This window comes from Ruegeria sp. HKCCA6837, assembly GCF_013034475.1.
Lineage (GTDB): Bacteria > Pseudomonadota > Alphaproteobacteria > Rhodobacterales > Rhodobacteraceae > Ruegeria.
This window is the reverse complement of the sequence record NZ_WQGD01000019.1, coordinates 33,718-48,559: the sequence shown is the minus strand read 5'-3', so window position 1 is coordinate 48,559 and position 14,842 is coordinate 33,718. Positions and strand designations below refer to the sequence as shown.

The following is a 14,842-nucleotide window of genomic DNA, read 5'->3' as shown; positions in this document are numbered from 1 at the left end:
ATCATTGGCCTATGCTCCGGTGAATTAAGCGCCTGTTGCGAAGTATGTTTCCCGAGGGTTGAGAGTGTCATGAGCGTTTCATCTGAATCAGCAAGCACGCAATGTGCTGTGTCGATTGTTATCGTAAACTGGAATACGCGGGATATTTTGCGCGATTGTCTTCAATCCATCGAAAATCAGACTGCCCTGAAACATGAGGTCATCGTGGTGGATAATGCCTCGTCCGACGGCTCGGCCACAATGGTCCGGCAGAGCTTTCCGGACGTGACGCTGATCGCCAATACCGACAACCGGGGCTTTGCGGCGGCCAATAATCAGGGGCTGGAGATTGCCAAAGGCGACAAGCTTTTGCTGCTCAACCCCGATACGATCATCGTGGATCACGCGATTGACGTCATGAGCGGATGGCTCGACACGCATGGGGATGTCGGATGTGTAGGATGCCAGGTGTTCGAGGACCCCGAGACCATCCAACTGACCTGCTTTGCCGATCCCGGACCGCTAAGCCTGGCGGTGATCGAGTTTGGGCTGAAACGGCTGTTCCCCTGGCCCGAATATGGCGGCTGGGACCGGACGACACTGCGCGACGTGGACGTGGTTTCGGGCATGTTCATGATGGTGCCGCGGCCGGTGTTCGAAAAGGTCGGCCTGCTGGATGATGCGTTTTTCATCTATTCGGAAGAGGCCGACTGGTGCCGGCGCATCCGCAATGCCGGCTGGCGCTGCGTCTTCGCGCCCGAAGCCCGGATTCTGCATCTTGAGGGCGGCTCGAAAAGCACCGCTCAGATCAAATCGCGCATGTATGTGCAAAAGCAAAAAAGCAAGACGATTTACGCCCGCAAACACTATGGCCGGGGCGGAGAGCTGCTGACCCGCGCCATCTTTGTCACCAGCGCGCTGCTGCGTGGGGCCGCCTTTGGCCTGCTGGGGCTGGTGCGCGCGACACCAGACCGGTCGGCCCGGTTGCGGCTGTCGGGGGCGGCGATCCGGTACCATCTGTTTGGTCAGGAACCGGCCACGTGATGGATGCGGTGTCTGCCAGATCAGAGCCCGGGCTCGAATGCCTTGAGGCACCCGCCCAGTCCCTTGCCACAAGGGACGAATGGGATAATCTGGTTATGGCCACCGGCGCCGATATCTATTTCCTGACCGATTGGCAGGCCGCCTGGTGGGATCACTATGGCAAGAGTTTTGCCGCCAGCCGCCGCCCGATCTGTCTCATGCTGCGGGACGGGGCCGAGTTGATCGGCGCCCTGCCCTTTTGCATCGAAACGATCTGGGCCGGACCGGTGCCCGTGCGCATCGCCCGTCTGGCCGGGGTCGATCCCAATTTCGCCGTCATGGGATTGCCCATTGCCGCCGGTCACGAAACAACCGTTTTGCGTGCCGTTTTCGATCACTTGACGCGGCAGTTGAACTGTGCCGCCATCAGCCTGTCGCCCATGTCGGAGCGGGCGGCTCAACTGGAAAACCTCCGCACCACTGAGGGACTGCCGGTACTGCGCGACAACAGCCCGCGCGGGCATACGCTGATGGACCTGCCCAACAGTTTTGACACCTTCATGAAGGCGCTGTCGAAAAGCCGCCGGCGCGAGGTGCGGCGGGACATCAAGCGCCTGACCGAGGCCGCGCCGCTGAGGAACACCAGCTCGACCCCGGATACGGTCGATCCGATGATGGACCGGTTCATCTCCCTGCATACAAAGCAATGGCAGGCCGCCGGAAAGGGCGGGCATTTTTCCGACTGGTCCGTGGCCGCCGCCTTCTACCGGGACCTGCTGCATCGGCTGGGCCCCAAGGGGCAGGCCATGATTGATGAGCAATGGCAGGGCGACAAGCTGCTGTCGAGCCAGCTGCGCTATACGCTGGGCGACAAGGCCTATTGGTGGCTGAATGCCCGCGAAACAGACCCTGAATTCGCAAAATCCGGGCTGGGGCGCGTCGGGTTGGTCGAACGGGTGGACGGGCTGATCGGGGAAGACATCAAGCTGGTCGAGGCCGGGGCCGGAGAATATGAATACAAGCTGAGTTACGGCGGTGAGCTGGTGCCAATCCATCACATCGTTCTGGCCCCGAACCGGCCCATGGCGCGGCTGCGGGCGCGGCTTCTGCTATGGTGGGCGGATATGCTGCACCTGTTTTATTACCGTGCCTGGTTCCTGAAATTCCGGCCCCGGCTGGGGCTGAAACCCGGCAGGCTCTGGACCAGCTGGATACGGGCGCGACTATGACCGGCCCTTTGACCTTGCAGACGGTCGCCGCCGAAGACTGGCCCCGGATCAGTGCCGGTTTTCACGACCTTACCTATGAACAGACCCTGACCTATGCGCAGGCGGCGGCGCACAGGATCGGCGCCGAAGCGCAGTTCATCTCCCTGTCGGACCCGACGGGCCAGCCCGTCGCTGCGGCCTGTCTGCGCCTCAAACCGGTGCCGGGGCTGGGGCGCGGTATTGTCTGGATCGCCGCCGGGCCATTGGTGCAGCCCGACGCCGGGCCAGAAGACCTGAAGGCCATCTTTGCCGCCCTGCGCGCCTATGCCGAACAAAGCGGGCATATCCTGCGGCTGCGGCTGCCCGCGTCCACGCTGCGCGACATTCCATCCGTGGACCGGGTGGCGGCTGAGGCCGGTTTTGTGCCGGCGGACCGTTCGCCCCCTTACCAGACGGTGATCATCGATTGCGAGCAGGATGAGGACACCCTGATGCGCGCCCTGCACGGCAAATGGCGCAACCCGCTGCGCAATGCGCTGAAATCGGGGATGGCGCTTGAAACCCGGCCAATTGCAGATTGTACAGACCGGTTTCACGGCCTCTATCAACAGGTGCAGGCCGCCAAAGGTTTCAGCCCGGACATCCCACCCGAGTTTTACTATCCCCTGAGCGGCCCGGATTTCAGCCATGAGGTTCTGTTTACGCGGCAGGACGGGGCCGATTTGGGGGCCATGACAATCGGGCGGGCGGGCACCACTGGCGTCTATCTGTTCGGCGCCACATTGGACGCCGGACGGCGGCTCAATGCCGGGCACTACCTGATGTGGCAGGCCATCCTGCATTGCAAGGCCCAGGGGCTGCGCTGGTTCGATCTGGGCGGCATCGACGCCGACACCAACCCCAGCGTGACGCGGTTCAAGCTGCGCACGGGCGGCACCGAGGTCACCGCCCCCGGGCCTTATGAATTCCAGCCCGCTGGCCTGACCACATCCCTGATCCGCACCGCCGAAACGGTTCACTCACGCCTGAAGGCCCGCCGATGATCGGTCTGAATTTCCACGGCATCGGTGAGCCACGGCGCACGCTGGAGAGGGATGAGGCCCCTTATTGGGTCTCAGCCCAGCAATTCGAACGGGTACTGGCGCAGGTGGCGCAGGCGCCCGAGGGGTTCCAGATCACGTTCGACGACGGCAATCTGTCGGACCATGACATTGCCCTGCCCGCCCTGATGGACCACGGGCTGCGGGCGCGGTTCTTCGTGCTGACCGGACGGATCGGAGCGCCCGGCGCGCTGGACACGGCGCATATTCGGGCGCTGTCGGAGGCGGGCATGACAATCGGCAGCCACGGCATTGATCACACCGCCTGGCCCACGCTGAGCGATGCGGAGCTGAAGCAGGAATTGCAGAGCTCGCGCGCCCGGCTTGAGGATATCTGCGGGTGTGCGATCACCGAAGCGGGCATCCCCTTTGGCCGCTATGACGCGCGGGTGCTGCGGGCATTGCGGGCGGCCGGATACACAACCGCTTGGTCCAGCGATGGTGGCGGTTTCCGGCACGGCACGTTCCTACGGCCCCGCACCTCCCTGCGCGGGGACATGAGCGACGGGGACGTACAAGCCATCCTGTCGAACCGCATGTCGCCCCTGCGCCGCCTGCGCCGCGCGGTGCGGATGGTTCAGAAACGCTGGATGGTCACGGGGTGATGCGCGGCTATGGCGCGGCTTCCGCAGGGGATTTGGGAAACCTCGTATATCTGATCACGCGCTTTGCCGATTTGGGCTCATCGGTTTCGCCCCCGCTTTCCTGCGTGCAGTCGGGATCAGAGAACCACACCCCGGCCCCCAACAGGAACATGAACGCGCAATAGGTCGCGTCCCACATGTGAACCGTAAAGGCCGAAATAATCATACTGGAAAATGCGATCACATATCCCCGCCGCGCCCGCGCATGCTCCCCCGACAGAGGAGCGAAAATAGCTTTCCAGCACACCAGAACACTGGAAAATGTCAGCAAGAGCCAGGCTGGAATACCATAGCGCAACGCCATAAGCAGCCAGAAGTTATCTACACTCGCTTTCATCCAGCGGGGACGGCTCCAATAACCGCGCCCCACGCCCGTTATCGGATTTCTGTAAATGTCATCTATCGCATTGTTAAAAATATGAATTCTGTTCCAGGCAGAGGCGGCGGAAAAGGACAGCTCGGACGCGATGATCTGAAAGGCATTTCGGTTTGAGGCCAGTTCAAGCACGACGTAAAAAACACTGAAGAGGATGGCAAAAAGCTTCCAGCGGTTCTTGATGCTCTTGATGCGCTTGGTCACCTCATCCCAGCCAATAAGACCCGCCTGCATCATCACGCCCAAAAAGGCGCCAGCAGACAGGGAACTGAAGACCGCGGCCCCTGCAATGAACGGCTTACGGGCCTGTCTGAAAGGTGCCCCATCGGGGCTGAGGGTGTACCAGGACAAGGCAAAAACCGGAGCGCAGAATACCCCGAACAGGATCGGGTGGGGCATTGTTGCCTGGGCCCGCTCCAGCCCAAGCCTGGGTGTTTGCGCGACATCGTCATAAACGGAAAGAAAGCCACCGAAGATATCCAGCAGGATCGGACTCCCGGTCAGGTTCTCATAGAACGCGAACGGCAGCAGCGCCGCCACAATCACAAAATACCACCACACGAAGGCCCGGAACGAGGCAAGATCCCTGATCAGAACCCGTGCCGCAAGATAGGGAATGACAGTCTCGATCATCAGAATGCCCGCAAATTCAAATTGCGAGCCAATTCCATGGTTGATGAACAAAGCCCCCACCATCCACAGGCTTGTGAAAATCACCAGAATGTCCGGGGCTCGGATCCGCCCTGCCGAACCATTCAACCAACGGATCAGAAAGGTGAACATAAAAATGAGCAGATAGACACGATACATGCTCAGCCGGAGACTGCCCAGAAAGAAGTAGAAGGGCATGATGAGCGACACGAGGAACAGCGCGATCAGAAGCCTGTTGGGTGAGGCTTCTGCCACCGCCACGCCCATCCGGGCTCCGGATCGTGCGGCAAGTGTCATCGCGTCAGACTTTCTCTTTTAAGAACCGGCATCATCATGCGGCAAAGCTGCTCTCGGCTAGTTTGATATCATACAGATCTCCAAGCAGATCGTAATCCGCCTGAGTGATCTGCAACAATGCATCAACCTGCTGGGGGGTGAGCGTGGTATCGCGGCGGCTCGCTCCGGATTTGTTCACGTGCTGCCCCGGAAACGGCCTGCCCAGTTGCGCGCTCAGAAACGCGTTCATCTCATCCACCGCCTCCAGCCGGAAGACATGGTCGAAAAACCCGATATCCTGGCCCAGATGCCAGGAATAGGGTGTGGTGTGCACACGGACCGGACGGCTGACGGCCCGGTAGTCATGAAAATGATCAATGAATTCACCAAAACTCGGGTCCAGCGGCAGGCCTTCGTTATCGATATCCATCTCTTCATTACGCCAGCGGAATTGGTTGCGATGGACTTTGTCCCGCCAGGCCGATTTGATTCGGGCAACCGGATCCCTGACCAGAGTGAAGGTGGCATAGCCGTCCGGCACGACAGCCTTGGCAAAAATCTGTGTGCGGTATCCGTCCTGTTCGTGAATATTGCGGGGCTGAACTAGCTTAGCGCGCGCCATCCGCCAGTGCACATTGTTAATGACACGCCTGATCCCGCGCCCCTTGAAAGGTTCGCCGTGATCCAGTTCCCAGAATGTTTCCTTCAGACTGCTGCTGCCGACTTTAGTAATATCGAAATAAACGGCTTTCAGAACCTGCGAGACAACCGCCATAATATCTACCCTACGGGGCCCAGAACCCAATTCCGCTGAATCATACGTCCCTGACCGTTGTTTACAATAAATCCACGAATGTGACGGTATCTGGGGATCACTTGCCCAACAATGACTTGTTTTGCCCCCTATTGTTGCCATCCTCTCGCGCTGAGAGGGAACCAACACCAGAAATCGAATGACAGACCACGCACCGGTGGCACAAAGTTCAGGTGATGAGTAGAAGATTGCTTAAAGTGTATTGGAGTATGTATGCGCGCTGGTAAGCCCTGGACATGGCTGTTCGTCCTGATTGTGGCCGCCCGATTGCTGCCGACATTCGCGGGGCGTGCCTACCAGAAGCTGAAGGGGAAACCCAATCATTTTGCGCAATCAGCGCCACGCATTATTCCAAAGAAAATCTGGATTTACTGGGATCGCGGCGAAGAAAACGCCCCCGAACTCGTGAAGGTGTGTATCGCGTCATGGCGCGCTCATAACCCGGGTTGGGACATTCAGGTTCTGGATTCCAAAAGCGTGGCACAAATCGTCGAACTGTCCCACAACCCTGCGGATCTGCCGGTGCAATCCTATGCCGATCTGCTGCGCCTGAGGCTCCTCAGGCAGCAAGGCGGTGTCTGGGCCGATGCAACGACCTATTGCCTTGCGCCCCTGGACAATTGGTTGCCGATGGCCGCACAGCGGGGTTTTTTTGCCTTTACCTGGACAAAATACGATTCCTGGTTCATCTGGCCGGGCATGCGCCGGTCAATGACGAACTGGTTTCTTGCCTCAGAACCCGAAGGGGAACTCATCTCACTCTGGGAAGAAGCCAGCTTTGGCTATTGGGAAGGTCGGTCAAAGCCACATATTTACTACTGGCCGCATATCATGATCGACTATCTGTACCTGACCAGCCGCACGTTCCGGCGTATCTATAACGAAATTCCAAAAATCGGCTGCTATGGCCCGCATCTTGTGCATGATTGCATAGCCAGCGGCCTTAACCCCGACGAGGTTGCCGCATTGCTCGAAACCGGCGCCGCACCGGTACAGAAACTGGGTTGGAATTGGCCCGAAGATCTCTTCGCCCAAGCGAAAAAAATCCTAAAGATCGAAGAGCCGCGCTAATCAGGAAACCTTATGGTCCGGGAGCTGGTTTCGTCGAAGCTTCCAACCCCGTCGAATGATAGGATTGTGTAGCCAATTCAGCCAACACTTCCCTGTGCAGCGCAATATCGGTCGCATAGTAGCTTTCAATAAACCCCCGCACACCGTCGTCATCAAATTCCGGCAAAACTGCTGGATCGCTGGGTCTCATAAAAAGACGCCTAGCCGTATCCCGCAGAGCTTGGTGCGCAGGCTGCGGCAAAATCCTTCGCACCATCGCGCTGCCCTGGCGCATGACATGTTTCAGTTGTGGGTGTCGAAACGTCGTGGTCTGATTGATATGACCGAACTCAAGCCGCTCAATGCCGAGATGCCCCCCAAGCGCAACCGCAAGAAGATCAAGTCGTTCGACCGGATAGAGATTACGCACGAGCAGCACGTCATCGACCCGCACGAAATCCGATTGTCGCGCGAAATGAATAAAGCCGGGCGCTATAACCTCAGGCTCAGAATTCAGATAAGCAATGACATTCTCGGTCTCTTCACGGATCTCTTCTGGCCCCAACTGGGCAAATTCCTTGCCGAGATACATCTTGGCCCGTTGCGACATTGCGGACCTAAATCTTTGAAACGGATCACGCAACAATGCGTAGCTTTCATAAATCTTCAATTTTTCAAAAGCTTCCGGATCGAGATCGCGTAGCAGCCGCAGAGGAAGATGCCGAAAATCAATCTCCCCCAGTTCTGGATGCCGTTCGACAGCTTTTAGAAACCGCTCATCTGCATCATGATAGGGTCGAACCGCATTTCGAACCGAAGTGCCCGCGCATTTCGGCACATGTATGAATACAAATCTGTGGCGGTCGGACAAAATCATGACAGGAAACTCTCAACCCAATATGTACCATATGCCGGAGCCGTGACAGGTTTGGCAATCCGTCCGGCGAAAAAGGAAAGGGCAGATCAAAAACTCCGATCTGCCCTTTCAGTATTCTGGTTACGGTCAAGGATTCTACCCGTTAGCCCCAAAAGTCGCCAAAGAACCCGCCGAAGGAATCGACAAATTGAACATCGTCATCGTTCGCAATGCCTCCGAGACCACTATCGGTACGGTCACCGCCGAAATCCGACCCCGTGTTTACACCACCAAGAAAGATCCCAGGGCCGAAAGTATTCGGTGTCGCATTTCCATTGCCCCAGAACGGCAGTTGCGGGGTACGAACAGCGTCATTCCCTGAAAAATCAAAGTCGAAGGACGACGGTTCAGAGAGCCCGGCCTGCGACAGCCAGCCAAAATTCAACGGGCTACTTTGCCCTCCGCCGCCACCACCTGTGTTCCCCCCGCCGATGGTTCCCCCAAAGAAGCCGCCAAGGCCCCCCGGGAATTGCGGTCCATCTGAATCCGGCGCGGTTGGCGCCGATGCACCACCGCTAGGCGCGGTTGGGGCCGGTGCACCACCGCTAGGCGCGGTTGGGGTCGATGTACCGCTGTCAGGCGCGGTTGTCGTGCCGCTGTCAGGCGCGGTCGTGGTCGTCGTGCCAGTACTGGGTGCGGTTGGAGTCGTGTTGGTGTTTGTGCCCGAGCCGCCCGTGTTCACCACTGTGGTGCTGGAGCCACCAACCCAGCTGTTGTAGTCATACGGATAATTGTCAACCAGGCTCGACCCGGCATCCAACAGTTCTATCGTACCGCCAGCAATGACGCCATATTGGTTATACCCGTCATTGGCAGCTGTCGCGATATACTGGAATATGTTGTCATAATAGCCTGGGGCCGACGGGTTCGTGTTCTGAATGAGCACGTTGTCCTGAACGGTCCAGTCTGGTTGCGTTTTGTGCCCCAATATCGCAGGGGCGACATTTTGCTCGATCGTTACATTCTTGGAGCCACCCGTCACACTGATTTTGGGAATGGCAACACCGCCCGTCTGTTGCGACGGCACTGCGATCAATGTGTTGTTCGTGATCGACAAGCCATTCGTCATGTGCACGGAAAGACCGTTTGCATGCGCATTGTAAATGATGTTGTTGTCGATAGTGACGTTGTAGTGCCAGTCCCCGGGGTTTGCGTACAGGGATTTGTCACCGCCGAACCAGATACCCTGCGTATAGTCGCCCGCGCCCATATCCAGAACGTTGTTGCGGATGATGATGTCGCTGCTTCCGGTCCCGCTTGATCGCTGGACCTGGATCATGTCGCGGTGGTCGTTAGAGCCCGCGGCCCCGCCGAAATCATGAATATAGTTGTTCTCGATCAGAACACCCTGCACTTCTCCGAGACTAATTCCATCCGACCGGATTGTGTGGATGTTGTTGCCCGAGAAATTGATGTCACTTGATTTCGCTGCCCCAAGAGCTTTCCACCAGGAATGGAATTCGGTGTTGATCACATCAACATTGTTCGAATTCCGGATCACTAGGCCCTTGCCAAAGCCGGTGCCATCCGCACTGGTACCGGTGCCGCTGGCGAAATCGCCATCGAAGACCGAGTTGTCGATGGTAATATTGCGGCTGTGTGAGATCTGGAATTTGTTGACGTGGTTCTTGTCACCCAGGCTGTATGTGTAATCGAACGTGATCTCATCGAATGTTATGTTCGATGTGTTGCTCAGGTAGACTTCAGAAAAGCTCGCCTGCGCGCTCGGATCGGCAGATTTGATCGTCACATTTGATGCGAATTGAGTGTCCTTGATGACGAGCTTCCCATAATCGCCCGCCGCGAGCAGTATCGTTTCCCCACCTGTCGCCTGTGACAAAGCCTGGTTCAGCTCTGCCGCAGAGGTTACCGTGATTGTCGTCGACATATTTCACCTTCTGTTTCATAGGCGCTGTGAGTGGCAGCGCACGAGTTCCCGCACACCCAGGACAGATGGAACAGCCACCCGAGGGCGGCAGAGTGGCCGAAATATGGCTATGTTTGGAAATTGTTGCCTGTATCGGGACAATACTGTCCCTCTGCCTTCATTTCCGAGTGAACTCGATACTCGATACTGGGAATTGTTCCACTTCCCTTGGCGGTTGCTATTTGTCTGGCTAATTGATTCCCCTTAAGCAACAATGAACACATAATTGCCATTATTCAGGCGTGTCCTTGCGTATATTGGCCCGGTATAGGCGAGGATTTGCCCGATGCCTTTACGTCACTCGGTACCGCCACCGCTCAAATTCTCCGATGGCCCGTTCACCTCATCACTGTGGACAAGGCGCATCCCCGTCCGTAGCCTTTAGGCGTGGTGCGATTAACAAAACGGGTCTCACATGCGATACAAACACAGCTTGATCGGGTTATTGGCTTGCGCCTGCATAGCGCTTCTTACCCTGTCGACACCGATTTCAGCTGCCCCGGCCTGTACCGGCACAAAAATCACCGTAAATGTACCCGATACAAAAGACGGGCAGGTCATCCGCACCCCTTCGGATTTTTCTACTGCGATCAGAAATGCAAAAGGGGGCGAAACTTTCATTCTTGAAGGCGGCAATTACGGCCCCCTGAAACTAAACCGAGGATTCAAGAAACCCGTCACAATCCGCTCGGCCACCGCCGGATCACCAGCCTGTTTTACCGCATTACGCCTGAACAAAGCAGGCAACATCACGCTGGACGGGCTGGTATTCGACTATTCATATGCGCGCGGCGATAAGAACCACGCAAATCGGTTTAGTATCCTTCAAAGCCGCGGCATCACCATCTCCAATTCGGTCTTCGACGGAGACCACAATGCCGGAGCCGGGTTTGGGCGCGGCTTGCGCATCCGAAACAGCGCAAAGATCGACATCAACGGCTCGATCTTCCGGAAATGGTGGAAAGCCCTGACAGGCGACAGCGTTGTCGACCTCACCATCCGTGGCAATGAAATTACCGATATCCGGTCAGACGGAATCGCACTTGGCGTGATCGACGGGTTGGTGATCGAGGCAAACCGTCTGCATAACTTCAGCGGAGGAAAGGGGCATAAAGATCACCGGGACATGATCCAGATCCTGCGCAGCTCGAACCGGCGCAGCACCGATATCATCATCCGCAACAACATATTCGACATGGGCGCGGGGGATTACGCCCAGACGATCTGGATGGGCGGCGACGGCAAGAACCTGGGCGATCCGATGCTGCGCCATCAGAATGTGCTGATCGAAAACAATGTCATTTACAACGCGCATGTCCATGGGATATCGGTCGCGGCGATCGACAATCTGTCGATCCGCAAGAACTCGGTCATTCGGGTCCACCGGCCGGAAAAAAACAGAAAGGTCACGGTTCCACGTATCAGGGTCTCGCCGGGCTCAACCTCTGTGGTGATCGAACAGAACGCCGTGGCCGGCATCACCGGCTACAAGAACCAAAAAGACTGGGTGATCCTCAACAACGCCATCATTCAGGACAAGTCCCCGTCGCAACCGGGCTATTACGACCGTGAGTTTATCTATTACGCAACCGGACCGGCCAATGGTTACCATGAATATGGCGTGCGCCCCGGCAGCAGCATCGATCAGCTGGGCGCGGGTTCGACCCTTGTCAAAACCTATCCGACCCGGTGATAGGTTAGCGGTTCAGGTCTTGTGTACAGACGCTTTCAACGCGTCATACACCTCTGTCGCATCGCGAAACTTGCCCGGATCGAAATCCCCGGTCTCGGCCACATCCTGTTTCGAGTGGAAGTAGCGCTCGAAAACCTGCCCGCCCGGGTCCAGATCAAGCGCCTGGTACAGTTGCATCATCGCAGGGCCGGGAGAGGCACGCAAATCATCCTGCAGAAGAAGGATGCATTTATCCTTGTGCTCCAGCACATGGCGAAACGCATGTGTCCAATACTCCAGCCAGTAATCCGGTGTATCCGCGTCCTGCCCTGCGGGATCAAACCCCGGAAACAGAAAGGGTTTGTGGATCTTGCCGAACTCGTAATGGCCGATATCCCCCATGTAGCGGGCGATGAAGGCGTCCTCGGACTGCTGCGCGCAGAAATTCCTGTGCTGCCGCAGCAGGGATTGGGCATGGCTTTCCGGACGCCGGACCGGCACCACGATCCGGCAATCGGGAAAGGCGGTCAGCAGGTATGGAATCCGGGCAATATTGGCGTTGTTCTTCGAGCAATAGCGCGATTTGGGCGGCTCGTCCGCCGCCGACTGAACCGTCCGCGCCCGCACAATCTTGGACATGTGGCGGCGCATGAACTGATCAGCATCCTGATCCACTTCCTCGGCCGCCCACAGCGGGATCGAAGCCCCCTGATACTTTTGCGGCCAGAACATTTTCCAGATGACTTCCTCGAACGCCTCGGGGCTGTCCAGATCGATCTCGAGCCCGTCGCCATGGGCGCGCTGGCGGCGGCTCACCCCCCGCTTTTTCCCTCCGGCCAGTTTGTTCCACAAAAGCGGCGCGGTCATAAAGGGCATGTCCCGGTATATATGGGTCGCGATATCCGGCGCGTCATGCAGCGCATTCAGAACCGCCGTGGTGCCCCCGCGTGCCAGGGATGTGACAAAAATCGGCTGCCGGGCCTCATCCGCTTTGGATTGCGACGGCAGTTTTTCCTCGGCCCATGACGCGGTCTTCAGAACCGCCGGGCTTGAAAACGCCAGGTTGTGCACGAATTGCTCGACCGGCGAATAGAGCGTGCCGTCCGCCTCTTGCGCTTTGGGGCCCGCGCGAAACCGCTGTACGACCTTCGCCACCACAACCGCCCCGACCGAGACGATGACAATGTAATCGAGCCGCAGCATGACATCGAAAACCGCGCTGCTGGAGGTCAGCCCCAGGAACTCGGCCAGATAGATCGGCAAGGCCGCTGCGGCCAGCGCCAGAATGACCCGCCAGGCAAGGTTGAAGCCACCAACGATCAGCTTCAGCCCGGCGCGGCGCACCGCCTGTTCCTTGGCATCATCCGAGAGCTGGCTGTCGACCAGCGACGCCACGCCCGACATGCTTGTGCTGACGACGTCGTTTGCCGCCTCAAAGATGTTTGTGCGCCAGAGGACAAATGCGAACCCGCCCACCGCAAACAGCGAAACGGCAACAATAAGGATCATTGCGTCGGATCAAGCTCGTTACTGTCTTTGACACCTGCCTTGCGGCCCTTGAGCATCCGTTTCAGCGGGAACCACACAAGCCCGACAACAAGGAACAGAACGCCAAGGATAACGGCGATCGTGACGGCGATCGCCCCCAGACCCGCGCCGGGACCGATATAGGCAAATGCCGGGTTTGGCAGGACCAGTAATAATGCGCCCACATATAACAATGACACAGTCCTGATGTGCCTGATACGATCCTCCGTAAGTACTTTCATGACGCGCATTCCTCCCATTCAGTTTGAAAAAACCCAGATGTAAATAATTTCGAGTTGGTTATTTCTCCGACAAAATCATCGTCGAACCGATTGACATATTCCCACACTACATCGCCCCTGTCATTCACCTCCAACACCCTTCCGGCGTCAAACTCCGTGATCAGCATCCCCCCGTCGCTCAGAAGCTCATGCTGGCCGCGAACGATTGACAGCATGTCTTGACCAGGCTTGCCTCCAAAGGCGATTTCGGTTTCACGGCTGACAGGATCAATCATCAGAATATTTGTGTTCCGCGGAGCATCCAGCCGCGTCTTTTCACGGGCATCATAGGACGTCAGATATGCGTTGTTATTGAATACAGATATTCTTCCATCAGGCGTGAATTCCGGGTCGTGCTGCCGGATCCAGGGGCCGGTCTGATGCCATTTCACGGTTTTCGTTTCGGAATCCACCACCATGATAAGGTTCAATCCGCGCATCGAGATGGCCCAATCCCCAGGATTGAACAGTGGGAATTTTTCGGCCAATGCGGTCGGTAACTCAGCTATTTTATTGGCATGAACGATTTCACCCCGGCCAACAGTAGATGATTTGAATTCCTGATTAGAGGCGGTCAACAGAGCAGACAGACCACTGTCAAAAATGATCTCCGGGATCGAAATCCGCTCTAGGGTTTCGCCTTGGTCATTGACCCGCAGTATAAAATCTTCCGAGATAAATTCTTTTGTGGCGGGGGTTGAGAAGGGCGGAAACCGTTCTTTCCCTTCGATCGCTTTCCATTTGTCGCGGCTGAGCAGCAGATATCCCCCGGCCTCGGCTTCGATCAATGAATGATGCGTCATTTCATTTATCGTCCATATTGTTTTGCCGCATTGGTCCAGCTTGACCGTCCCGCAATATTCATAGTTGAAAATGAGCTCTCCGCGCGCGGTCAGTACAACCCCGTGCACATCGGTCAACAGCGGCCTCATCCACGGGCAAGGCCGCGTTTGCTCATCCGGAAAGTGCTCCATATAATTCAGGGACCACTTTCTGATGACATCACCGTTCCGGTCCACCAATCGTGCCTGATTCTCGTGGTCGAAGAACCCAAGCATCAATATCGTGTCGGTGCTGTCAGGCTTAGTATTGACGGTTACCCCTTCGCCTTGTCCGCGAGAGGGCTGCAGATGCTTTTGTTCATCCGAGCTTGTCAGCGTCCGGTCAATAAACAGTACATTATATGCAGCCTGAAGTTGCGGAACTGGAGGCCAATACTTTCTTTGCGCCTGAACGCCGTACAAAACTGCGCCGAACAGAACCGTGACGATCAAGCACAACCAAAACAAACGCCTCGGCAACTCTTCAAAATTCTTCATACCACTAAACAACTCTATCTTACTCGTCGGAGTATCATCCCGATTTCAACAAAGGACGCATTTCCAAAATATCTTAACG

General features: G+C 57.0%; 13 protein-coding genes. 6 read left to right on the top strand and 7 right to left on the bottom strand.

What is annotated here, in order from left to right; genetic code table 11:
- Nucleotides 1-69 precede the first annotated feature (69 nt).
- The 4 genes from GOV91_RS19720 (at nucleotide 70) to GOV91_RS19705 (ending at nucleotide 3,915) form a co-directional block, all read left to right on the top strand.
- Nucleotides 70-1,023, top strand: coding sequence for a glycosyltransferase family 2 protein (locus tag GOV91_RS19720; RefSeq protein ID WP_171236703.1), 954 nt, complete (start codon nucleotides 70-72; stop codon nucleotides 1,021-1,023).
- A 95-nt stretch (nucleotides 1,024-1,118) separates the two neighbouring features.
- Nucleotides 1,119-2,231 (top strand): GNAT family N-acetyltransferase, encoded by a 1,113-nt coding sequence (locus GOV91_RS19715; RefSeq protein ID WP_171236702.1) that lies wholly within the window; start codon nucleotides 1,119-1,121, stop codon nucleotides 2,229-2,231.
- Nucleotides 2,114-3,253 (top strand): peptidoglycan bridge formation glycyltransferase FemA/FemB family protein, encoded by a 1,140-nt coding sequence (locus GOV91_RS19710; RefSeq protein ID WP_171236701.1) that lies wholly within the window; start codon nucleotides 2,114-2,116, stop codon nucleotides 3,251-3,253. Before GOV91_RS19715 ends, GOV91_RS19710 begins: the two co-directional genes overlap by 118 nt.
- A complete protein-coding gene (locus tag GOV91_RS19705) occupies nucleotides 3,250-3,915 on the top strand; it encodes a polysaccharide deacetylase family protein (protein ID WP_171236700.1) in 666 nt (221 codons plus the stop codon). The genes GOV91_RS19710 and GOV91_RS19705 overlap by 4 nt, the downstream gene beginning before the upstream one ends.
- A 7-nt stretch (nucleotides 3,916-3,922) precedes the next feature.
- On the opposite strand, the gene GOV91_RS19700 is transcribed toward GOV91_RS19705, so the two are convergent.
- Nucleotides 3,923-5,278 (bottom strand): O-antigen ligase family protein, encoded by a 1,356-nt coding sequence (locus GOV91_RS19700; protein WP_171236699.1) that lies wholly within the window; start codon nucleotides 5,276-5,278, stop codon nucleotides 3,923-3,925.
- 34 nt (nucleotides 5,279-5,312) lie between these two features.
- Entirely contained in the window at nucleotides 5,313-6,032 is a 720-nt protein-coding gene (locus GOV91_RS19695) for a sulfotransferase family 2 domain-containing protein (protein WP_171236698.1), read from the bottom strand.
- 252 nt (nucleotides 6,033-6,284) lie between these two features.
- Between GOV91_RS19695 and GOV91_RS19690 the strand changes: the two genes are divergently transcribed.
- The gene (locus tag GOV91_RS19690) at nucleotides 6,285-7,142 is read left to right on the top strand and encodes a capsular polysaccharide synthesis protein (RefSeq protein ID WP_171236697.1); all 858 of its coding nucleotides are present in this window, start codon (nucleotides 6,285-6,287) and stop codon (nucleotides 7,140-7,142) included.
- Nucleotides 7,143-7,152: 10 nt separating this feature from the next.
- Here GOV91_RS19690 and GOV91_RS19685 read toward each other — a convergent pair whose 3' ends face one another.
- Together GOV91_RS19685 and GOV91_RS19680 are read right to left on the bottom strand one after the other, a co-directional pair.
- Complete coding sequence (locus GOV91_RS19685; protein WP_171236696.1) at nucleotides 7,153-7,998, bottom strand: sulfotransferase family 2 domain-containing protein; 846 nt, start codon at nucleotides 7,996-7,998, stop codon at nucleotides 7,153-7,155.
- Between the two features lie 142 nt (nucleotides 7,999-8,140).
- A complete protein-coding gene (locus tag GOV91_RS19680) occupies nucleotides 8,141-9,925 on the bottom strand; it encodes a right-handed parallel beta-helix repeat-containing protein (RefSeq protein ID WP_171236695.1) in 1,785 nt (594 codons plus the stop codon).
- A 454-nt stretch (nucleotides 9,926-10,379) separates the two neighbouring features.
- Between GOV91_RS19680 and GOV91_RS19675 the strand changes: the two genes are divergently transcribed.
- A complete protein-coding gene (locus GOV91_RS19675) occupies nucleotides 10,380-11,657 on the top strand; it encodes a right-handed parallel beta-helix repeat-containing protein (protein ID WP_171236694.1) in 1,278 nt (425 codons plus the stop codon).
- Between the two features lie 12 nt (nucleotides 11,658-11,669).
- On the opposite strand, the gene GOV91_RS19670 is transcribed toward GOV91_RS19675, so the two are convergent.
- Genes GOV91_RS19670 through GOV91_RS19660 form a run of 3 tightly spaced genes read right to left on the bottom strand, consistent with a single transcriptional unit; the run spans nucleotide 11,670 to nucleotide 14,763 of the window.
- The gene (locus tag GOV91_RS19670) at nucleotides 11,670-13,145 is read right to left on the bottom strand and encodes a sulfotransferase (protein WP_171236693.1); all 1,476 of its coding nucleotides are present in this window, start codon (nucleotides 13,143-13,145) and stop codon (nucleotides 11,670-11,672) included.
- Nucleotides 13,142-13,405, bottom strand: a complete 264-nt coding sequence (locus tag GOV91_RS19665; protein WP_254440724.1) for a hypothetical protein — start codon at nucleotides 13,403-13,405, stop codon at nucleotides 13,142-13,144. Before GOV91_RS19665 ends, GOV91_RS19670 begins: the two co-directional genes overlap by 4 nt.
- Nucleotides 13,402-14,763 carry an arylsulfotransferase family protein gene (locus GOV91_RS19660; RefSeq protein ID WP_171236692.1) on the bottom strand — a complete coding sequence of 454 codons (1,362 nt, stop codon included), beginning with the start codon at nucleotides 14,761-14,763 and terminating at the stop codon, nucleotides 13,402-13,404. Before GOV91_RS19660 ends, GOV91_RS19665 begins: the two co-directional genes overlap by 4 nt.
- Between the last annotated feature and the right edge of the window lie 79 nt (nucleotides 14,764-14,842).